Origin of the sequence: Frankia nepalensis, assembly GCF_016786325.1 — a bacterium.
GTDB classification, from domain to species: domain Bacteria; phylum Actinomycetota; class Actinomycetes; order Frankiales; family Frankiaceae; genus Pseudofrankia; species Pseudofrankia nepalensis.
The window spans coordinates 1-21,888 of sequence record NZ_JADWYU010000101.1 but is presented as its reverse complement, the minus strand read 5'-3'; the positions used below and the strand labels follow the sequence as shown (position 1 = coordinate 21,888).

The following is a 21,888-nucleotide window of genomic DNA, read 5'->3' as shown; positions in this document are numbered from 1 at the left end:
CACGCGCGCCCGCCAGCCAGCTCCGTCCGCCACCCGCCCGAAGGAGACCACCATGACAGCGGCAAGCCCGTCGGCCGACACGGCCCCGGTGGCAACCCCGGGCGGGACGCGGGTCGGGCTGATCCTCACCGCGCTCGGCGCGGGCATGCTGCTCGCCGCGCTCGACCAGACGATCGTGGCGACGGCGCTGCCGACGATGGTTGGCGACCTCGGTGGCGCGCAGCACCTGTCCTGGGTCGTCACCGCCTACCTGCTCGCCTCGACGGTCTCGACCCCGATCTGGGGCAAGCTGGGCGACCTGTACGGCCGCAAGATCTTCTTTCAGGCGGCGATCATCCTCTTCCTGGTCGCCTCCGCGCTGGCGGGCCTGAGCCAGAACATGGGCCAGCTGATCGCCTTCCGGGGGCTACAGGGCCTCGGCGGCGGCGGGCTGATCATCGGCGCCCAGACGATCATCGGCGACATCCTGTCTCCCCGGGAGCGGGGCCGCTACCAGGGGGTCTTCAGCGGCCTGTTCGGAATGGCCTCGGTGATCGGGCCGCTGCTCGGCGGCCTGTTCGTGGAGCACCTGAGCTGGCACTGGGTCTTCTACGTCAACCTGCCCATCGGCGCGCTCGCCTTCATGATCGTCACCGCGGTGCTGCCGGCCAGCCCGAACCGGGTGAAGCGGTCGATCGACTACCTCGGCACCGTCCTGCTCGCCGGCGCCGCTTCCTCCCTGGTGCTGTTCACCAGCCTCGGCGGGACGACGCTGGCCTGGGACTCGGCGGCGAGCATCGGCCTGGTCGTCGGCGGGTGCGTGCTGCTGGTCGCCTTCGGGTTCGTCGAGCGTCGGGTGACCGAACCGATCCTGCCCCCGCGCCTGTTCGCCAACAGGGTGTTCAACATCTCGAACTCGATGGGGTTCATCTCGGGCTTCGCGATGTTCGGCGCGATCACGTTCCTGCCGCTGTTCCTGCAGGTCGTCAAGGGTGTCGAGCCGACCACGTCCGGCCTGCACCTGCTGCCGGTGATGGGCGGCATGCTGGTCTCGTCGACCATCACCGGCCGGATCGTCAGCCGGACCGGCCAATACAAGCCCTACCCGATCGTCGGCACCGCGCTGGTGGCCCTGGCGCTGGTCCTGCTCGCCGCCCGGCTGAGCCCGGACATGGCGTCGGCCGAGCTCGTCGTCTACATGCTGCTGCTGGGTCTCGGCCTGGGCGGGGTCATGCCGGTGCTGGTGGTGTCGGTGCAGAACTCCGTCGAGTTCCGCGATCTCGGGGCAGCCACGTCCGGGTCGGCGTTCTTCCGCTCGATCGGCGGCTCGTTCGGCACGGCCATCCTGGGAGCGATCTTCGCGAACCAGTTGGCCCACAAGCTGACGACCGCGTTCGACGGCGCCCCACTGCCCGAGGGCCTCTCCACGTCCGAGGTGAGCCCGCAGGTCGTCGCCGGCCTCCCGCCGGACCTGCGCGACGGCTTCGCCACCGCCTACACCGACTCGCTCCACGTGGCGTTCTGGGTCGCCGCGCCCATCGCCGCGGTGGCCTTCCTCCTCGCGTGGGCGCTCCCCCAGCTCCAGATGCGCTCGACCAGGCACGCCGCGGCGGGCAGCCCCGGCCAGGCCGCACCGGACCGGGTGGACGCGTCGCCCGAGCCGTCGGCGTCCGAGTCCCACCCCGCCCCTCAGGCGGTGGCGCGACCCTAGGGTCCTTCCCGTGGATCTTGCCGGGGTCGCTCGACCGCCGATCCGCGTACACATCCGATGATCACTGGCCTGCTGGGGGCCTGGCGACTTCCTTGATCGCCGGATGTGTACGCCGTCCGGCGATTTCTGCCCGTTTCGTCGCCGAATCTCGTACGGATCTGGCGATCTATCGAGGAGACCGGGGCGGGGTGGGGCGAAGATCGCCGGATGTGTACGCCGTCCGGCGATCCGGAGCCGCGGAACATGATCCACGGGAGCGTCGTAGCCGGGACCGGCCCGGTGGCCGCCGCGCCGGCGCCGGCGCCGGGAATGATCGCTGTTTCTGCCCTCGGGAGGTCGTGAACATCGCCAGTTCACGACCTCCCGAGGGCACTATCGCCGATCATGAGGTGGGGGGCGCGGCAGTCGGGACGCGCTAGCTGGGAAGATCCAGCGCCTTGGGGTCCAGCTTGGTGAACAGGGCGCCGGGCCATTCCAGGCGGCGGCCCGCCGGGACCTGCTGGCGGCGCCAGACGCCGAGGTCCACGCCCAGCACGGCCGCCAGCCGCTCGGTGCTGAACGGGAGGAACGGGGCCAGCGCGACGGCGATGCCGGCGATCGCCTGCACCGAGGTGGCCAGGCTCGCCGCGGCCGCGTCCCGGTCGACCTTGACGGTCTTCCACGGCTCCTCGCGGTAGAGGTACTGGTTGACCTCGCTGGAGATCTCCATCGCGGCCCGCAGCGCGGCGCGCAGCTCCACCTTGCCGAGCAGGTCGGCGACCCGGGCCAGGCCCGCGTCCACCTTCTCCAACAGCTCGGCGTGCGCGCCGCCGAGCTCCGCCGGCGCCGGGACGTCCGGCAGCACGCCGTCGAAGAACTTGTTGATCTGCGCCATGACCCGGTTGACGAGGTTGCCCCAGTTGGCGATCAACTCGTCGTTGATGCGCCGGATGATGTCCGCGTCGGAGATCTCGGTGTCGTTCTGCTCGGGCAGCACCGTCGCCAACGCGTAGCGCAGCGCGTCCGGCTGGAGCACTTCCAGGTACTCGGGCACGCTCCGGCCGACCCCGGCGGACTTGGAGGCCTTCGCCCCCCCGAACGTGACGTACTGGTTCGCGGGCACGTCGGTCGGCAGGTTCAGGCCACCGTAGCCGAGCAGCATCGCCGGCCAGATCACGGTGTGGAACGGGATGTTGTCCTTGCCGACGAAGTAGTACGCGGCCGCGTCCGGGTTCTCCCACCAGGCGCGCCACGCCTCCGGGTCCCCGGCGATGTTCGCCGCCCACTCCTTGCTGGCCGACAGGTAGCCGATGACGGCCTCGAACCAGACGTAGATCCGCTTGCCCGGGCCGAGCTCGTCCGTCGGCAGCGGCACGCCCCAGTCCAGGTCACGGGTGATCGCCCGGTCGTGCAGCCCGTCCTTGACGAACTGGACCGACCAGTTGATCACATGGCGGCGCCAGCCCCTGCGGTTCTCCAGCCACGCCAGCAGCTGGTCGGACAGCGCCGACAGGCGCAGGAAGAAGTGCGCCGTCTCCCGCTGCTCCGGCGTCGCGCCGGTGAACCGGCTGCGCGGCGCGAGCAGCTGGTCGGGGTCGAGGGTTCGCCCGCAGTTCTCGCACTGGTCGCCGCGCGCGTCCGAGTACCCGCAGAACGGGCAGGTGCCCAGGACGTACCGGTCCGGCAGGAACCGCCCCGCCTGAGGGTCGTAGAACTGCGTCGTCTCCTGGACGGAGATGTAGCCGGCCTCGCGCAGCCGGGTGAACACGTCCTGGGTGACCCGGGTGTGGTTGTCCGTCCGGGTGGACGTGAACAGGTCGAACGAGATGCCGAGCTGCTCCCAGATCTTCAGGAAGATCGGGTGGTAGCGGTCGACGACCTCCTGCGGGCTGATGCCCTCCTCGTCGGCGCGCACCGTGATCGGGGTGCCGTGAGCGTCCGAGCCCGACACCATCAGCACCCGGCTGCCGACCATTCGCTGATACCGCGCGAAGATGTCGGCCGGCAGGTAGGCGCCGGCGATGTGCCCGAGGTGCGGTGCGCCGTTGGCATACGGCCAGGCGACCGCCACCAGGGTGGGACGGCCCGACGGGAGCGGGCTCTCGGTCTGCGCGGTCACGACCATGACGTTACTCCGCACGGGCAAACCCGTTTCCCAGCGCGACGCCGCCCCGCCGGCCGCTCCAGGACGGCCGGCGGAACCCGCCCATAATCCCGACCAGGGACTAGGACCGACCCCGGTCTCACAGGCCGACCCGGTACCAGAATGGTCGGGTCGCTCAGCGCCCCGACCGGGGTCCCTGCCGGATCGGCGACAGGGTTCCTGCCGGATCGGCGACAGGGTTCCTGCCGGATCGGCGGAGCCGATCTGGGAGGTCAGCGATCTGGGAGGTCAGCGATCTGGGAGGTTCGGGTCGCGCTAGCGACCCTGAGCCGACCGCCCTAGCTCGGCCCGGTGGGCGGCGAACGCGGCGGCGAGCGCGTCGCGCCACGGCCGCGGCGGGGTGAGCCCCGCGTCGATCCACCGGCGGGTGGACAGCACCGAGTACGCGGGCCGGGGCGCGGGCCGGGGAAACGCCGCCGTCGTCGTCGGGTGGACCTTGGCCGGGTCCTCGCCCAGCTCCTCCATGATCGCCCGAGCGAAGCCGAACCAGGTGGTGTCGCCACCGTTGGTGTAGTGGTAGATGCCCGGCGAGGCGTCCGAGAGCGCGAGCTCGATCAGCCCGCCGGCCAGGTCCGCCGACCAGGTCGGCGAGCCGCGCTGGTCGTCGACGACCGTGAGGACGTCGCGCTCGGCGGCGAGCCGCGCCATCGTCTTGACGAAGTTCTTCCCGGTCGCGCCGTACACCCAGGCGGTGCGGACGACGAACGCCGAGGGGCACAGCGCGAGGACCGCCTGCTCGCCGGCGAGCTTGGTGCGCCCGTAGGCGGACACCGGCCCGGTCGGGTCGTCGACCTCGTACGGCTTGTCGGCGGTGCCGTCGAAGGCGTAGTCGGTCGAGAGGTGGATGAGCGTGGCGCCGGCCTCCGCGCAGGCGGCGGCCAGGTGGGCCGGCCCGGCGGCGTTGACCGCGTAGGCGCCCATCTCGTCGGACTCGGCGCCGTCGACGTCGGTCCAGGCGGCCGTGTTGACGACGGTCAGCCCGCCCTGGATCTTCGCCGGCCTTGCCTGGTCACGGATGACCGCCCGGACCCTGGCCGGGTCGGTGATGTCGCATTCGACCCGGGTCAGCCCGGCGGTGGCCGGCAGCCGGGGATCAGCGGCGAGCAGCCCGCACAGGTCGGAGCCGACCTGGCCAGCAGAACCGATCACGAGTACGCGCACGGTTCGCAGTCTGGCAGACCGGCGCACAACCCGGCATCCACGTCAGGTTTCGGCTCGGCACCGAGACGGGCCGTCCCGTTTGCCCACCGGTGGCTTCCCGACGATCCGCGACGCCGCCCGCGAAACCTCTCCCAAGGATCCGCTGGCGCGGACTCCGGGTCCCAGGACCCCCCGATGCCGGGCTTCGCCCGACCTGACGGCGCGGCGGCCGGTCTTCCCGGCCACCCGCCGGCCGCGGCGGCACATCGCCGGGAGCCGGCGGCACATCGCCGGGAGGCGGCGGCACATCGCCGGGAGGCGGCGGCACATCGCCGGGAGGCGGCGGCACATCGCCGGGAGCCGGCGGCGCATCGCCGGGAGGCGGCGGCACATCGCCGGGAGGGGGTGACGCGGAGCCCACCGCCCGCCGACGGGAGCGCGGGATCCGTTCGTCTAGGCTGGGCAGGCGGGTGCGGTCCATACCAGGCCAACCAGACACGGTCAGCGCCAGACACGGTCATTACCAGACATGGTCCAGAGGCCGAACCTGGATGCGCGGGCCACACCCTGGCCGCGGCAGCAGGCAACCACGGAGCCGACGATCAGCGAAAGCACCGACACCGCCGACCGGGCGGCCGACGACACGGAGCAGGCCGCCCCTGACGGCGCCGGCCAACGCGACGCGGCGGCGGCGCCAGCTCCGAACCGGAGCGCGCCGGCCCCAGGCGCAAGCCACCCGGACGGCGTAAGCCAGATCGGCATGCCCCAGGAACCGCCCCGGCCACGCCGGGCGCTCGCGGCGGTGGGCGGCCTCGCCCGCCGGCTGCCCGCCATTGTGCTGTTGATCACGGCACTGCACGTCGCGCTGCTCGCCACCTACTCGGTGATCTATCCGACCTGGGCCGGCTACGACGAGGCGCAGCACGTCGACATGGTCTACGGGCTGCAGAACGGCGACGGCTGGCCGGGGCCGGGCGAGAAGATGCTGTCCAAGGGTGTCGCCGCGACCTCGGACGACTTCGACCGGGGCGCGTACCAGGACATGTTCCAGTCCGGCGGCAAGCGGCGGGGCGCGGAGTCCTTCGCCGAGATCACCCCGACCGCGCGCCCCGACCGCGGCTCGTTCGACGAGCTCGGCGGCCCCGACGGGGTGACCGACGGCCGGCTGTCGAACCAGATGGTGCAGCACCCTCCGCTGGTCTACGCGGCCGGCGCGGGGCTGCTGTGGGCGCTGTCCGCCGACGACTGGGCCTACGACCAGCAGGTCTACGTCCTGCGCGTCCTCAACATGCTGCTGGTCGCGCCGCTGCCCCTGCTGGCCTGGGCGACGGCGCGCCGGCTGGGGCTGTCGGAGGCGGTCGCGCGGGGCGCGGCGGTGCTGCCGCTGGCCGTTCCGGGGCTCTCGCGCGTCGGCTCGTCGTTCAACAACGACGGCATCCTGATGCTGTCCACCGCCGCGCTGACGTTCGTTCTCGCGGGCGTGCTGGGCGGCGACCGCCGGCTGCGCACCGCGGCCCTCGCCGGGGCGTGGCTGACGGTGGCGCTGCTGTCCAAGGGGACCGCGCTGCCGCTGCCGGCGATGGTCGTCGCCGCGTACCTGGCCGGGTGGTGGCGGACCCGCGAGGGGCGACCGGCGCCGGCCGGGGATCTCACGGCGCGCGGGCGGCTGCGTGCCGTCGCCGCGTCGCTTCCCTGGACGCCGGCGCTTGTCGCGCTCGGCATCGGGGCCGTCGCCGGCGGCTGGTGGTGGGTGCGCAACGTGGTGCTTTACGGGGCGCTCCAGCCGAACGGCTGGGCGACCAACCCGCCGCGTCGCGAGCCGCTGCTGCTGCCCGACTCGTTCTGGACCTGGCTGTGGTACTTCGTCCAGACGATGTTCAACCGGTTCTGGGCCGGGCTGGGCATGTTCGAGCCGCCACAGCTGACCCCGGTCGCGATCGTCGCGGCCACGGTCGTCGTCCTGGTCCTCGCCGGGACGGGCCTCGCCACTGGCCTCGCCGGGCGGGGAGGGCCGCCGGACCCAGCCGTCCCGGCCATTCCGGCCATTCCGGCCCAGCCCACGGCCACGAGCCGGCCGGCGCGGCGTGCCCGGCTGGCCCGGCTCCTGACGCCCGCGGTACTGCTGCTGCCGGCCGCGTTCGCGTACATGACGGTCGGGCAGCGCAGCTGGGCGGAGTACGAGCGGTACACCCGCGGCATCGCGGTGCAGGGCCGCTACCTCTATCTCGGCATCGTCGGCCTCGCGGTCGTGGCCGCGGCGGGGCTGGCCTGGCTGCTGGGCCGGCGGGCGCGCTGGACGCCGCTGGTGATGCTGGCCGGCGCCGTGCTCATGCAGGCGTTCGCGCTGCTCGCGATCGTCAGCTACTACTGGCTCGGCCGCGAGGTCGCCTTCACTCCCGCCCGCGTCCCCGACGCCGCCGCGGCGATCGCCCGCTGGGCTCCGTTCCCCGTCGGCGTCACCTGGGCCATCCTCATCGTGACGGCCGCGCTCGTGGCGCTGACGCTGGTCGCCGTCTCCCGTGGCGCGGGCCGGGACTGGCCGGGGCGGCCGGGCGACGGCGACCACCGGGAGCCGCCGGCGGCGGCCGTCTCCCAGCCGGCCGTCGCGGCCGCCGGTGGGTCTCCCGAGCCGGCGGTCTCGTCCTAGGGGTTCGGCGGGCCGGCAGGCCCCTCGCGGGCTCGCGCGTTGGGGCGCTCCCGCGCTCCCGCGCGTCTGCTCCGTGCCCACGCGTCCTCACATGGAACCGTCGCCCTCATCGAGGCGGGGGCGGCGGATACGCGCGACCGCAAACGGGTACGTTGAGTGTCAACATGAGTTCGTAGGGCTACAACGCTGCTCGGGGATTCACCCGTGCGGAGCGGGAGGTGCTGCCACGGTGACGGAAGCACCGCCAAGGCCCCCCGCGGAGTCCTCAGCGACGCTGCCCCCCGAACTCGATCCCCGCGCTCCGCGCCGAAACGCCGGCCGCGCCAGGCGGCGCACGTTCACCGTGCTGGCAGGAGTGCTGTCCGCGCTGCTCTTCGTCGTCGCCGTCGGTGGATACACGGTCTACCGGTACTTCGACGGCCAGATCTCCCGGATCAAGCTCGACCTGGACGGCGAGCGGCCAGCCGACGACGACGCCGGCGCCGTGAACTTCCTGCTCGTGGGCTCCGACAGCCGCACCGGCACGGGCGACGAGTTCCAGAACCAGGGCGACGTCGAGGGCGAGCGGTCCGACACGACGATGATCGCCCATCTGGCCCCGGACGGGACCACGACGCTGGTCTCCTTCCCCCGCGACACCCTCGTCGCCATCCCCGGCCACGGCCGGGGCAAGCTGAACTCCGCGATCACCACCGGGGGCCCGTCGCTGCTGACCATGACGATCGAGCGGCTGACCCGCGTGCGGATCGACCACTACGTGTCGGTCGACCTGGAGGGCTTCCGTCAGATGACCGACGCCCTCGGCGGGGTGAACGTGTGTGTACGGGCGCTCCCCGACGGCCGCACCTCGAACCTGCGCGACCCGTGGTCCCGGTGGTCCGGGACCGTCGGCGTCAACCATCTCGACGGTGACCAGGCGCTCGCGTTCGTCCGCCAGCGCCATGGGCTGCCGAACGGCGACTTCGACCGGATCCACCGCCAGCAGCAGTTCATCGGCGCGGTGTTCGAGAAGGCCACCAGCTCCGGGGTGCTGACCAGCCCGGCCCGTCTGGACGCGCTCCTGCGGGCGGCGCTGGGGTCGCTCACCGTCGACAACTCGACGACGATCGACGACCTGCAGCGGCTCGCGCTCCGGCTGCGCGGACTGCGCGCCGACCAGATCCGGTTCGAGACGATCCCGGTCCGACCCCCGACCCCGGCCGAGGGCGCGAACAAGCTCGGCGAACTGCCGGTGTACGGCTCCGTCCAGATCTACGATCAGCGGACGCTGGACGCCTTCCTCGCCCCGTTGCGCGGGGCGAAGGCGCCGGAAAGCTCGCCGCCTCCGTCCGCCGGCGTCCCCGCCGGACCCGTGTCGGATCGCTCGGCGGTACGGGTCGACGTCTACAACGGCACCGGTGTCGCGGGCCAGGCCGACCAGACCGCCGACGGGCTGGCCACGGCCGGTTTCGCGGCCACGACCGCGCAGACCTGGACAGGCGCGGCGCTCAGGGGCAGCGAGGTGCGCTACCCGCCCGGCCGGGAGGCCGACGCGCGCGCGGTCGCCGCGGTCGTCCCAGGGGCCAGGATCGCCGTCGACCCCACGCTGCGCGCCGGCCGGGTCACGCTGATCCTGGGGACCGGCTTCGCCGGCCTCGACCGTTCCGCGACGGGCGTCGGGACCGGTCCCTCGGCGACGGCCGGCGGCCGCGCCGGCACGGCGCCTCCGGTCCGCTCCGGGCAGACCGCCGCGGAGCTCACCAGCAGCTGCACCTACTGACCCGGCTGCCGCCAGGCCCAGCGGCCGCGCCCACCGACGTGGCAGCCAGGGACCGGCCCGGCCGGGCACGCCCGCCCGCCCCACTGCCCACACGCGAAGGACGCCCGCTTCTCCGCCCGTGAGCCCGGCCGCGCGCCGCCATACGCCGGAAGCCGCGCCGCGGTGAGCCTGGCCGGCGGCCCGCCGCCGGCGTTCACCGCCGCGCCGGCCGCGCGTCTCCGGCGACGGGTGTCACGCGGGTGACGCCCAGTGCGCGCCATTACGGCGCCGTATGCGGTGACAACGCCGCATGTGTCCGCTATTACTAAGCAGACCCCACCAAACCCAACGTCCAGGCGACGCGAGGCGTCTATCTCGATGACGACCACGCGGACGGCGCGACCCGACCTCCCGGACCGGCTTCGCCCATCCGGGAGCGACCCCAGGCCAGGCGGACACGGCGACCTCGTGCCCACCCGACGGGCCGGGCCCGCGCCCCGCCGGGCGCGGTACCCGCCGGTGCCCCGCCCGTCGGGTCGTCCTGACCCAGCGAGGAGGGCTGCAGCTGGTGAGCCGCGTGACCATGGAACGTCCGCTGCCGCCGGGGCTGAGCCCTCGCACCAGGCGCCGCTCATCGCTGCGGCGCATCTCGTTGGCCAGCTTCGGGCTGCTGTCGGTGCTGGTGTTCCTGCTCAGCTCGGTCGGCTGGTACTTCTTCCACCAGCTCGACGGCAACATCACCCGGCTCAAGGACTGGGACGGCGGTGGCGACAAGCCCGCCGAGGTCCCCGGCGACCTGAACATCCTCCTGCTCGGTGACGACAGCCGTGAGGGCACCGGCGACCAGTACGGCGGCGACGCGGTCCAGGGCATGCGCTCGGACACGACGATCATCGCCCACTTCGACGCCGACGGCTCGCTCACGCTGCTGTCGTTTCCTCGCGACACGCTGGTGACGGTCGGTGGTGACGGCGCCGAGGGCATCCCCCGGGACGGGAAGCTGAAGCTCACCGAGGTGCTCAACTACGGCGGCCTGCCCACCCTGGTCTCCACCATGCAGGACCTGACCGGCCTGGCGATCAATCACGTCATCACGATCAACCTGGCCGGCTTCAAGCAGATGACGGATGCCATCGGGGGCGTCGACGTCTGCGTTCTTCCCGGCAACAAGAAGGAGTGGGTCGAGGAGGCGAACGCCTACAGCACCAACACGAAGGACCCGATGAGCGGCTGGGTCGGCGGGCCGGGAACCGTCCACGTCAACGGCGAACTGGCGCTCGCCTTCGTCCGCCAGCGCCACGGCCTGCCCAACGACGACAAGGACCGGATCCGCCGCCAGCAGCAGTTCCTGTCCAAGCTGCTCGCCAAGGCCACCAGCTCCGGCGTCCTGAGCAACCCGGTCAAGATCAACTCTCTGCTCGGCGCGGTCGGCAAGTCGATGCAGACGGACCTCGACGCGGAAGGCCTGGTCGAGCTCGCGAAGCGGGCCAGCGGGCTCGACGCCGGGAAGATCAAGTTCATCACCGTGCCGACGCACGTGCCGATGCCGCCGGAGGGCGGGGCCACCAACGACCGGGGCAACATCCCCCCGCACGGCGAGGTGCTGCTCCTCAACACCGAGGACCTGGAGACGATCCTCGCCCCGATGCGTGCGGAGCCGGAGGAGGACCCGACGCTGGCCAGCGCGCCCCCGGTGGACCCGAGCCAGGTCAGCGTCGCGGCCGTGGTCAACGCCTCCGGCCGTTCCGGGCTCGCCGCCCAGACCGCGAAGGACCTGGCGGCACTGGGCTTCGTCGGCGCCATGGAGACCGGCAACACCACCCTCCAGGCCCCGACCGAGGTGCGCTATCCCACCGGCCAGGAGGGCCCGGCGAAGACCCTCGCCGGGAAGATCCCCGGCGCGCGGGCCGTCCCCGACACCGCCCTCGCGGGCACCGGGCTGAAGCTCGTGCTCGGGTCCTCGTTCACCGGCGTCGACGACGCCACCGGCGCCGGCGCGGGCACCGCGACACCCGGCGCGACCTCGTCCGCGCAGCCCGGAGCGGGCGCGGGCCCCACCGCCACGACCCCGCCCCCGGACGCCGGGAACGACACCTCCTGCACGTACTGAGCGCCGCCCGGGCCGGGCGGCCGGCCAACCGCCAGCATCTGGCGCGCCACCGGATCCGGGATTGGCGCGGAAGACTGTTACCACCGCCACCCGCCGAAGCACCCGACGATGGCACACAATTGGAACCACAAATCCGGCTACCAACCAGCCGGCAACAACAGAGCGTGGAGTCCGGGACGTTTGCCCCTACCCGGCTTCGCGCGCGGACGGCGAGCGCCACCACCGAGAGCCGCCGCCTCCCGGACCCCCGCGCACCCCGCCCACCTGCGCGCACGGGTCCGATGCGCACGGGAGGCCACCACCGCGCCCAGACCGTCACGTTGCGTATCGACAACGCAACCTTCATCTGTTGTTACTAAGCTCGCAAGACCGCCCCCGGGCCGCCCACGCAGCGGGCGGCGGCCCAGAAGGCCGGAAAGACACTGAGCTGGGCCCGTTCCGCCCACGTCGCGCCGGAACGGGGGCCGCGCCGCGCGCGCTGGGGGCACGCGGCCGCCCGTGGGCATGCCCGCCGGCCCGATCAGCCGGCCTGCCCCGACCCGAACCGATCCACCAGGTCCGTCTGGTGTCCCGACCGTCGAGGAGGGCCGCACCGCGGTGAGCCGCGCAACCCTGGATCGCCCCACCCTGCCTCCGGAACTCGACCCGCGCGGCCCGAGGCGACGCCGCTCCTCACTGCGGCGGCTGTCGCTGGCGAGCTTCTCCCTGCTCTCCGTACTGGTGCTGGGACTCAGCTCGGTCGGCTGGTTCCTCTACAACCAGTTCGACAAGAACGTCACCCAGCGCGACTGGGACGTCGAGGGAGACCGGCCGGCGGAGGTGCCCGGCAACCTCAACATCCTGCTCCTGGGTGACGACAGCAGGGACGGCACGGGTGACCAGTACGGCGGCAGCTCCGTCGTCGGCATCCGGTCCGACACGACGATCATCGCGCACTTCGACAAGGACGGCTCGGTGACGCTGCTGTCGTTCCCCCGCGACACGCTGGTCACGGTCCCGGCGAAGGAGGACGGCACCCGCTACCAGGGCACACCCGCCGACGGCAAGGACAAGGTCACCAACGTCCTGAACTACGCCGACGTGCCCGGCCTGATCAGGACGCTCGAGCACCTGACCCAGCTGAAGATCGACCACACGATCACCGTCAACCTGGCCGGCTTCAAGCAGATGACGGACGCCATCGGCGGCGTCGACGTCTGCGTCCTTCCGTCGACCCACAAGGAACGCTTCAACGACGACTCCGGGCGGCTGCGGGTCAGTACCAACACGAACGACCCGATGAGCGGCTGGGTCGGCGGGCCGGGAACCGTCCACGTCAACGGCGAGCAGGCGCTCGCCTTCGTCCGCCAGCGCCACGGCCTGCCCGACGGCGACAAGGACCGCATCGCGCGCCAGCAGCAGTTCCTGTCCAAGCTGCTCGCCAAGGCCACCAGCTCCGGCGTCCTGAGCAACCCAGTCAAGATCAACTCTCTGGTCGCGGCGGTGGGCAAGTCGCTGCAGTGGGACCTCGACAACAAGACGATGCTCGCGCTCGCGAAGCGGGCGAGCCAGCTGGGGCCGGGCAAGGTCAAGTTCATCACCGTGCCCACCCACGTCCCGCTGCCGTCCGAGGGTGCCTCCGACGACAAGGGCACCATCGGCTACCACGGCAACGTGCTGTTCGTGAACACCGACGAGCTGAACACCATCCTCGCGCCCATGCGCCCGGCGCCCGAGGATGATCCGGCGCTCGCCGACGCGCCCGTCGTCGAGCCCGCCCAGGTCAGCGTCGCGACGGTCGTCAACTCGTCGGGCCGCGACGGGCTCGCCGGCCAGACCGTCACCGACCTGAAGGCGCTCGGCTTCGGCGGCGTCATGAAGGCCAGCACCGGCGAGGCCACCCAGGCCGCCACCGAAGTGCGCTACCCGGCCGGCCAGGAGGGCGCCGCCAAGGCTCTGGTCACCCGGATCCCCGGCGCGCTGGCCGTCGAGGACGCCGCTCTGTCCGGCGGCGGCCTGAGTCTCGTCATCGGCTCCTCGTTCACCGGCGTCCAGGGCGCCGGCCCCGCGGCCGCCGCGCCCGCGGTGGGCCCGGCCGCGTCCGCGGCGCCGGCCGGCGCGGCCCCGGCCGCCGGGGCGGCCACCGGCGGGGGGGCGGCCACCGCACCGGCGGGACCCGGCCCCGGAACGGACACCTCCTGCACGTACTGACCCGACACGCGGCCAGACCGGGGGAACGAGACCGGGACGCCGAGCACGGGGCACGGACGGCCACGCGCCGTGCGCCGGCCTGACGGCGTGCCACTGGCCTGACGACCCCGGAACCGGGGGCGCCCGATACGTTCGAGCGATGCCAGGTTCTCCGGTCCCGTACCAGTGCTGTCACGGGCTTCCCGCGCGGGCGGCGGTCCATGAGCCGGCGCCGCGCCCGCTGCCCGCCCCGTCGCCGTGCGCGGCGGGCATGCCGTGACGGGCGGCGAGCTCCGGCTGACACCGGCCGACACGCTGCTGGTGCCGCCCGGAGTGGACGGGTCGGGCCTCGCGGCGCCGTACCCGGGGGTGGCGGCGGCACTGGCGGCCCGGCTGCGGACCGACGGGGCGAGCCCGATGGTCACCTTCTACGACGACGCCACCGGGGAGCGGGTGGAGCTGTCCGGGGCGACCCTGGACAACTGGGTCGCCAAGACCGCGAACCTGCTGGTCGACACCCTGGGGCTCGGGCCGGGTGACCGGGTCGGGGTGGACCTGCCGGCGCACTGGCTCACCGTCGTCGTCCTGCTGGCCGCCTGGTCGGCCGGTCTCGACGTGCTGGTCGGGACCGAGGCCGCCGCGGACGAGCCCGCCGGCGCCACGGACGAGCCCGCCGGCGACCTGGCGGCCCTGTTCGTCGCGGAGAGCCGGATCGAGGCGGCGCTGGCCCTGGGCGCGGACGAGGTCATCGCCCTGTCGCTGCGCCCGCTCGGCGCGCGGATGACCCACCCGGTCGCGGGTGTCCTCGACTTCGCCACCGAGGTGCCGGCGCACGGCGACCGGTTCGCCGCGCCGAGGCCGCCCGCGGCGCAGACCGCGCTGCTCGCCCACGCCGCTCTGGCCGCCGTCACCGCCGGGCTCGGCCCGGATGACCGCCTGCTGGCCACCGCCGGCCCGGCAAGCGCCCAGGGTCTGCTGAGCGCGGTGCTCGGGCCGCTGGTGACCGGCGCCTCGGTGGTGCTGTGCCGCCACCTCGACGGCAACCTCGACGACGCGGCGCTTGCCCGGCGGATCGCGACGGAACGGGTGACGGCCGTCTGCGGCACCGCGCGGCCGGTACCCGCCGGCGTGCGCCGGCTGCGTTTCGACGCGGCCGCCGAGAGCTGAACCGCGTCGCGGAGTCAGCCCTCGGCCGTCTGGCGGTCGCCCGCCGCGGCGGGACGCGCCGCCGCCACCTCGTGCAGGGAGCCGGCGGCGACGTCGTAGACGAAGCCGCGGACCGAGGTCGACTGGCGCAGGTAGGGCGAGGCGGCCAGGGCCTCGACCGACTCGCGGACGTTCTCCTCGAGGTCCCGGAACGCCAGCACCGGCCACTCCGGGCGGCTGCCGGTCCTGCTTTCCATCAGGTCGCGGAAGCCTTCGTCGGTGATGGTCTGCATGCCGCACCGGGTGTGCTGGATCAGCACGATCTCGCGGGTACCCAGCTCGTGCTGGCTGATCGCGAGCGAGCGCACCGCGTCGTCGGTCACCACCCCGCCGGCGTTGCGGATCACGTGCGCGGCACCCTCGGGCAGGCCGAGCACGGCGGCGACGTCGAGGCGAGCGTCCATACAGGCGAGCACCGCCACCCGCAGGGCGGGCGGAGCGGGCAGGACCTCGCCCTGGCCGGCCGCGGCCCGCCGGCTGGCGAACCCGCGCGCCCGCCGCACGAGCTCGTCGGTCGCCGTCGTCTCCGGGCCGGTGACCGCCGCCGCCGGCACGGCCGGGGACGCCGCCGCGCCCTGGGCCGGCGCCGTACGGACGATCTCCTTGGCCCTCTGGGCGGCGGTGCTCTGGTCGGCAGTGGTCTGGTCGGCGGTGGTCATCAGGCCTCCCGTCTCTCCGTCGGCTGGCCGGCGCCGGTCTGCTTCCATCCCCACCCGAGGATGCCCCGGCGAGCCTCACCCGAGGATGCCCCGGCGACGCGTCCCCAGGACAGCGCCCGGGGTTGCCACGCGGGGTGCTCATTGTCACGCTGACACAGCTGGATTCTGGTCTCAGGAACCCGGGGGCCAACGGCGCGGCGACGCGCCGGGCCCTCATGCGCCGCGGGGGTGGATGCCCGCGAGAAGGACGAGCCCGTGGCAACCTCCGAGGACCGGTGGCGCCCGCGGCGCGCCGGCCGGAGCGGGTAAGTCCGGGCAAAGCGCCCGAGGAGGCGCGGACCGAGGGCCCGGTTCGGGACGAGGGGAGCAGTGTCACCGACAGCAAGGAAGGGCACACCGTTCTGGACACCACCCGCCCCCATGACCGGGAGGATTCTTGCCGTCCGCTCTTGATCCGATCAGCTCTGTATCGGACGGGACCACCGCGCCGCCGCGCCGCCGGGGGCAGTCGATGGCCCGCCGGACGGCGTCGGTAGTCTCGGCTGGTGGGAAAAATCGACCAAGGCCGCGTGCGGTGAGGCATCGGGCACGGCCCTCCCGGCTACAGACGCTCGTTCGGGAGATGAGCAAGTTCGGCATCGTCGGCGCGGTCGCCTACGCCGTCGACTTCCTGGTGTCGAACCTGTGCCACTCGCACTTCGAGATGGGCCAGTTCACATCGAAGATCATTTCGACGATCGTGGCGGCGACTGTCGCCTACATCGGGAACCGTAACTGGTCCTTCAACCACCGGGCCCGCAGCGGCGTACGGCGTGAGTACGTTCTGTTCATCATTCTGAACGCCATTGGTCTGGGCATCGCGCTCGGTTGCCTCGGTTTTGCCAAGTACGTGCTGCATCTAGAGGGACCGCTCGCGTTCAACCTCTTCGGCAACGTACTCGGCACCGGCTTCGGCACCGTGTTCCGCTTCTGGGCCTACAAGCGCTGGGTCTTCCTGCACCCGGACCACCCGCGCGTGGCCGAGACCGCCGCCGCGCGGCCGGCCCGCGTTCCGGAGCCAGCCAGCCACTGACGGCGTCGCCCACGGACGACACCGTCCCGTTCCCACGGTCCCGTCGACGTGACCGATGACGTGACCGATGACGTCGGCGCGGCCGACGAAGTGGCTCCCGATGACGGAGCTTCGGTGACATGGCTCCCGATGACACGGCTCCGTGACGACGTCGCCGGGCGGCCGGCCGGGCACCTCGACCTCGCGTCGGGGCCTGCTGGCCACTGGCGGGCCCATCCATCGGGCCGCTTCCGGCCACGCTCGTCCCGACCACGCTCGCCCACCCACCGGCCCGTCGGCCCACCTGGCCGGCGGGCCGTCGGCGTTCCCGGCCGCGACCGCGGTGCTCACCCCCGCCACACTTCGCGGAAAAATCACATCCGGCGCAACGAGAGAACATCCCGGCGTGAGGAAAATAACAGGCCCCAAATTCTCGGCGAGCGGCCCCGGGGCCGTGCCGATCGCCGTCACGAGGCGACGGCCGCGCAATCGGTCGGATAACGCGTCACCAACCGGATCCGCGTTCTCGTCGGCACGCTCACCTACCGGCGCTACCCCACGCCGGACCGTCCACGTGCCGACCAGGGGTGCGACACCCTGCCACCTCAGGCGCCCCGGAGTCGCCCACGCGGGTCCCGAAACCCAGCGAAACGATGTTCACCCGCTCTCCGGTCGCCGGGCAGCCGCGGCCGGCGGAAACGTCATCAACTCGGAAAATCGCCGCCAGCTCTGTCGGACGAGCGACCTTCCATGTCCGACAAGCGACCGCGAGGTGCCACAAGCCAGCAGGACCTCCTAACATCGGACACCGGCCCCGGATTGGGGAGTGGGCATCCGGGGACCGTTTGGGAGGAAAAGTCATGCATCCAGCAGGCTACGGGCCGGACAACTCGGACGCCGAGACCCAGCTCGTCGGCGGATCCGCGCCGGGCCGGTCGCCCTATGGGCCGACCCCACCCGCGCCCGGTGCCGGCGGAGCGCCGGCGGACAACGCGGACGAGGTCACCAGGCTCGCCGGCGGCGGCGCCGCCGACCCGAACCGGCCCGGCGGCCCAGGCACGCCGGCCCCCGGCTACCCGCCGACCACCGCCTACCCGCAGGGTGGCTACAGCCCGGCGCCCGGCTACTCGCCGCCGCAGGCCCCCGACCCGGGTGGCTACGGCGGGCAGGGGTACCAGCAGCCCGGCTACACGCCCGCCCCCGGCTACACCCCCGCGCCCGGCTACCAGCAGACGCAGGGCTACCCCCAGCAGCCCGGCTACGACTACGGCCAAGGCCAGCAGGCCCAGCCCGGCTACGGCGCCTACGGGCAGCCCCAGCAGCAGGGCTACGACCAGCAGGGGTACGGCCAACAGCCCGGCTACGACTACAACCAGCCTGGCTACGGCCAGCAGCAGGGCTACGCCGGCGGCTACCAGGGCGGCCAGCCGCCGCAGCCGCCGGGGAACAACGGCCGCCGCAACCTGCTCATCGGGGGCATCGCGGCGGGCGTGGTCCTCGTCATCCTCGTCGTGGTGCTGGTGGTGACGCTGTCCGGCGGCGACGACAAGAAGAACGTCGTGGGCCCGACGCCGCCGGTGGGGTCGACCGCGCCGGCCACCGCGCCGCCGACGACCGTCGCGCCGCCGACGACGAGGCCGCCGACGACCCCGCCGCCCACGGCGGCGGGCGGGCTCACCCTCGCCCAGCAGGACCTGGTCGACCGGCTCAACTCCGACTCGCTCGAGGACTGCGAGAGCGCCTCCGAACAGGAGGACGCCGACATCGAGGCCGCGGTGCTGTGCAGCGCCACCGACGACGGCCGCGGCGTCTACGCCCTCGGCTTCTTCGACGCCGACGCCCTGAACCGGGACGTCGAGGCCCGCGGCGCGCAGATCTCGGAGACCGGCGACTGCAAGGACGGCATGGACCGGGTCGGCACCTGGAACTACGACGACACCCCGGACGTGGACGAGGGCGCCCTGCTGTGCGGGCACCTCAACGACGGCACTTACTTCATGTACTGGACGTATGACGACCAGCTGACCGGCTTCTACGCCCAGGACTCCGACGAGGCCACCCTCTACAGCTGGTGGACCAACTTCGAGGGAATGGGCTGACAGCCCGTGCCACGAAGGTCATGCTCCGGTGAGACCGGAGCCGGTGGCCGCCGGCCAGCATCGGCGGCGGCCACCAGGACCGGCGTGACCGCTGCCAGCGACAACGTGACCTGGCCGGCGCCGGCTGGGCCGGACGCCCGGCCGGCCCGGCCGAAGCCCTGACTCGCCACCGCGCGCGGCCGCGGGTGACCCGCGGGAGGAACGGTGCCAGCTCAGTCCGGCGACCAGCCGCCCCGGCCCGACGGCCGAGCCGGCCCCGGCGACGCCCCGGGGCCCGCCAGCCCAGCCAGCGACCACCGCGTTCCCCGGTTCGACGACCCGAGCGCCGGGACCGCCCTTGGCGACTGGGCCGACATCACGCCGCCACCCGGGCGGGGCGACCTGAATCCGAAGCCCCGGCCTTTGCCGCCGGCCGGCGGCGCGCCCCCACCGGCCGCCAGAGCGGGTTCAGCCGCCAGACCGGGTTCGAGTTCGACGGTGAGTCCGACCCCGGCGGCCAGCCCGGCTCCGCCGGTCCGCCCAGGCCCACCGGCCGGTGGGCCGCCCGCGCCCACGCCGGTGCCGCCCGCTCCCGCCGCGTGGCCCGGCGGGCCGAGCAGGCACGCCTGGCCGTCCGCCGGCTCGTCGCCCTGGCCAGGTCCGCCACCGATGACCCCCACGGCGGCCACGCCGCCGCGCGCGCCCGGCTCGCCGGGCAGGCGTCCCCGCCGCGGCAGGACCGTGGCGCTCGTAGTCACGGCCGCCGTGCTCGCCGCCGCCGCGATCACGGGCCTCGCGACGGTCACGTTCTCGTCCGGCGGTGAGGCGCCGGCCCCCGCGACGGTCGCCGCCCCCACCCCGACCGGACCCGGTCAGCCGGGCAGCCCGAACCTGACCACGGAGCAACGCGACCTCGTCAGCCGGTTCGACCCCGCGCAGCTGCGCGCCTGCGAGCCGAACCCCGAGCCGGCGGGCGCCGGGATCACGGCGGCGGTGTTCTGCCAGACGGCGGACGGCCGGACGATCGCCGCCTACGGCTACGGGGACCGGGGGGCCCTGCGCGATGACGTCGCCACCCGGGTCGGCGGCATCACCGAGGGCGGGCGGTGCGAACGCGGCGGGAGCGAGGTCTTCCAGTGGGACACCGGCGCCGGGTCCCGGCCCGGCGGGACGGTCATCTGCCACCCGCGCGACGGCTACCAGTTCCTGTTCTGGAGCATGGACGCCAACGAGGTCGCCTTCCTCGCCTACGACCGCGACCCGCGGGCGCTGTACGACTGGTGGACCGACTTCCAGCCGTTCCCAGGCGGCGACGGCCCCAGCGCCCCGCCCAGGGCCGCGTAGGACGCGCCCTGGGGCGGCGCCGCGGCCGGCCTGGGACGGCGCCTCGCGCAACGAACTCCGGTCGGCGAGCGTCGCACGGGCCGAGAGCTGTCCGGCGGCGAGAGCGAGGGGGAAGGGCATGCGACGTGGCCACGTCGTCGCGCTGGCGGCCGGTGGGGCCGTGCTGGTCGCCGCCGGCGTCACGGCCGGGGTGCTCGCCGGCGGGGGGAACGGTTCCGGGGCCTCTCCTGGCGCCGCCGGGACGGCGACCGGCGAGGTCGCGGACCCGCCGTCGGCCGCCGCCACGTCGCCGGGCGACGGCCTGACCCCGGCGCAGCGGTCGCTGGTGGCGACGCTCGGACCGCTGCGGGTGCGCGACTGCGTGCCGGCGCCGGCCGAGCGGGTGACCGAGCCCCCGGGTGACGGCCTCGGCCCGGACGAGGGCGTTGACGCGGCGGTGGTCTGCCAGACCCTCGTCGTCGACGGTGAGCCGGGGCCCGCCCAGGTCGTCGCGCGGCACTACCGCGACGCGGCCACGCTGACCGCGGACGCCGACCGGCGAGCCGGCGCCGTCGACGACGTCGGCAGCTGCGCCGCCGGCGAGCCGAGCACGGAGACCTGGGGCCGCTCGACCAGGCGGCTCGGCACGTTCCTGTGCGACCGAGGCGCCGCCGGCACGCCCGCGGGCACGTTCGCGATCTACTGGACGGTCACGGCCGACCAGACGGCGCTGTCCGCCTCGTCCACCGACCCCGCCGGCCTGATCGCCTGGTGGCGCGACTTCACCAAGCCCTAGGGACGCGTCCCGGCGACCGGCGACGGCGACCGGCGACCGCGGACGGCCGAGCGCTAGAAACCGGTGGGGCCGGGCGAGCCCTCGCGCAGCTCGTAGAGGCGTTGGTGCACGTGCTCGACGTGCGGGACGCTCGCCAGGACCACCTGGCCGCGCTCGCCGGCGCTCTCGATCGTCAGCGTGCCCGACCCGACCAGCCGCTCGAACAGCGTGTGCTGGAAGGAGACGTCGTTGAGCCGGACCAGGGGGATGTCCCGGCCCGCCCTGGTGAGCACCCCGGTCCGCAGCAGCACCCGCTCGTTGGTGATGACGTAGCGGGTGGTGATCCAGCGCAGCCAGGGCAGCACGCTCAGGTAGACCAGCGCGACGACCGCGACGATCAGCACCAGGTACTGGAGCGGCTTCTGCGCCGCCCCGTTCGGCGCGAAGAAGACGCCGAGCACGGCGAGGCCGAGCACTCCGACCGCGCACACCGCCGGACGGACCAGCCGGATCCAGTGTGGGTGCAGGTCGAGCACGACGATCTCGTCGTCGGTCAGGATGTCCTCGGGAAAGCCCACCTGCCGATCATCGCACCGATGCGCGGCGGACAAGGCCCCCTACCGACCGTTTCGTCGGGATTGATCCCTGTCCGCCGCCGCTCGAGACGTGCCCGGGCCCCGGCTCCCGCGCGGGCCGGGACCGGCTCACCGTTCGCGCGCCGGGCGGAGGTGGACGACGTCACCGGCGCTGAAGGCGCGCCCGGAGACGACCAGCCGGCCGGCCTCGTCGACGTCGGTGGCGGTGCCGACGACCGTCTCGCCGCCGGGCAGCTCCACCCGGACGTCCCGGCCGAGGGTGGCGCACACCTCCCGGTAGGCGGGCCGCGCGCCCGCCGGGTCGGCGTCGAACCTCGCCAGCGCGCCCGTCAGGTCGACCAGCAGCGCCGCGAGCAGTTCGGTACGCCGCGGCACGACACCGGCCGCCACCCCGCCGGCACCGGCCCCACCGCCGTCCGCCCCACCGCCGTCGGCACCGCCGCCGTAGGCACCGACAGCCCCGGTCACGGCCGGCTCGGCCCGGCCGGCCGCCGCGGCGGGGCGGGGGGGCCGGCGGGTGGGGCCGGGGGGGGGGGCGGGCGCGGCGGGGGGGGCGGTGGGGC

General features: G+C 73.8%; 14 protein-coding genes and 1 pseudogene. 10 read left to right on the top strand and 5 right to left on the bottom strand.

What is annotated here, in order from left to right; translation table 11 throughout:
* Positions 1 to 52 precede the first annotated feature (52 nt).
* Positions 53 to 1,690 (top strand): MDR family MFS transporter, encoded by a 1,638-nt coding sequence (locus I6A81_RS11290; RefSeq protein ID WP_203002567.1) that lies wholly within the window; start codon positions 53 to 55, stop codon positions 1,688 to 1,690.
* A gap of 415 nt (positions 1,691 to 2,105) precedes the next feature.
* Here the strand turns inward: I6A81_RS11290 and metG are convergent, their stop codons facing one another.
* Both metG and rfbD read right to left on the bottom strand, forming a co-directional pair.
* Positions 2,106 to 3,794, bottom strand: a complete 1,689-nt coding sequence (gene metG / locus I6A81_RS11285; protein WP_203002580.1) for a methionine--tRNA ligase — start codon at positions 3,792 to 3,794, stop codon at positions 2,106 to 2,108.
* Positions 3,795 to 4,088: 294 nt separating this feature from the next.
* On the bottom strand, positions 4,089 to 4,982 hold the full coding sequence (gene rfbD / locus I6A81_RS11280) for a dTDP-4-dehydrorhamnose reductase (RefSeq protein WP_203002581.1): 894 nt from the start codon (positions 4,980 to 4,982) through the stop codon (positions 4,089 to 4,091).
* Between the two features lie 520 nt (positions 4,983 to 5,502).
* Here rfbD and I6A81_RS11275 point away from each other — a divergent pair.
* From I6A81_RS11275 to I6A81_RS11255, 5 genes are all read left to right on the top strand, one after another.
* Positions 5,503 to 7,620 carry a glycosyltransferase family protein gene (locus I6A81_RS11275; RefSeq protein WP_203002568.1) on the top strand — a complete coding sequence of 706 codons (2,118 nt, stop codon included), beginning with the start codon at positions 5,503 to 5,505 and terminating at the stop codon, positions 7,618 to 7,620.
* A 343-nt stretch (positions 7,621 to 7,963) separates the two neighbouring features.
* Positions 7,964 to 9,379 carry an LCP family protein gene (locus I6A81_RS11270; RefSeq protein ID WP_307874586.1) on the top strand — a complete coding sequence of 472 codons (1,416 nt, stop codon included), beginning with the start codon at positions 7,964 to 7,966 and terminating at the stop codon, positions 9,377 to 9,379.
* Between the two features lie 547 nt (positions 9,380 to 9,926).
* Positions 9,927 to 11,468, top strand: coding sequence for an LCP family protein (locus I6A81_RS11265; protein ID WP_203002570.1), 1,542 nt, complete (start codon positions 9,927 to 9,929; stop codon positions 11,466 to 11,468).
* 597 nt (positions 11,469 to 12,065) lie between these two features.
* Positions 12,066 to 13,658, top strand: coding sequence for an LCP family protein (locus I6A81_RS11260; RefSeq protein ID WP_203002571.1), 1,593 nt, complete (start codon positions 12,066 to 12,068; stop codon positions 13,656 to 13,658).
* A gap of 255 nt (positions 13,659 to 13,913) precedes the next feature.
* A complete protein-coding gene (locus I6A81_RS11255) occupies positions 13,914 to 14,804 on the top strand; it encodes a TIGR03089 family protein (protein WP_203002572.1) in 891 nt (296 codons plus the stop codon).
* A gap of 14 nt (positions 14,805 to 14,818) precedes the next feature.
* Here I6A81_RS11255 and I6A81_RS11250 read toward each other — a convergent pair whose 3' ends face one another.
* Positions 14,819 to 15,502: a beta-class carbonic anhydrase gene (locus I6A81_RS11250; protein WP_203002573.1), complete on the bottom strand. Its 684-nt coding sequence runs from the start codon at positions 15,500 to 15,502 to the stop codon at positions 14,819 to 14,821.
* A 622-nt stretch (positions 15,503 to 16,124) separates the two neighbouring features.
* On the opposite strand from I6A81_RS11250, the gene I6A81_RS11245 reads away from it, so the two are divergent.
* The 4 genes from I6A81_RS11245 to I6A81_RS11230 all read left to right on the top strand — a co-directional run bounded on the left by I6A81_RS11245 (position 16,125) and on the right by I6A81_RS11230 (position 20,750).
* The gene (locus I6A81_RS11245) at positions 16,125 to 16,574 is read left to right on the top strand and encodes a GtrA family protein (protein WP_238428918.1); all 450 of its coding nucleotides are present in this window, start codon (positions 16,125 to 16,127) and stop codon (positions 16,572 to 16,574) included.
* Positions 16,575 to 17,413: 839 nt separating this feature from the next.
* Positions 17,414 to 18,652 carry a hypothetical protein gene (locus I6A81_RS11240; protein ID WP_203002574.1) on the top strand — a complete coding sequence of 413 codons (1,239 nt, stop codon included), beginning with the start codon at positions 17,414 to 17,416 and terminating at the stop codon, positions 18,650 to 18,652.
* A 648-nt stretch (positions 18,653 to 19,300) separates the two neighbouring features.
* Positions 19,301 to 19,975, top strand: a complete 675-nt coding sequence (locus I6A81_RS11235; RefSeq protein ID WP_203002575.1) for a hypothetical protein — start codon at positions 19,301 to 19,303, stop codon at positions 19,973 to 19,975.
* Between the two features lie 118 nt (positions 19,976 to 20,093).
* Positions 20,094 to 20,750 carry a hypothetical protein gene (locus I6A81_RS11230; RefSeq protein WP_203002576.1) on the top strand — a complete coding sequence of 219 codons (657 nt, stop codon included), beginning with the start codon at positions 20,094 to 20,096 and terminating at the stop codon, positions 20,748 to 20,750.
* Positions 20,751 to 20,803: 53 nt separating this feature from the next.
* Here the strand turns inward: I6A81_RS11230 and I6A81_RS11225 are convergent, their stop codons facing one another.
* The gene (locus I6A81_RS11225; protein ID WP_203002577.1) at positions 20,804 to 21,307 is read right to left on the bottom strand and encodes a PH domain-containing protein; all 504 of its coding nucleotides are present in this window, start codon (positions 21,305 to 21,307) and stop codon (positions 20,804 to 20,806) included.
* 126 nt (positions 21,308 to 21,433) lie between these two features.
* Positions 21,434 to 21,888, bottom strand: a pseudogene (locus I6A81_RS43205) (hypothetical protein); the annotation flags it as partial.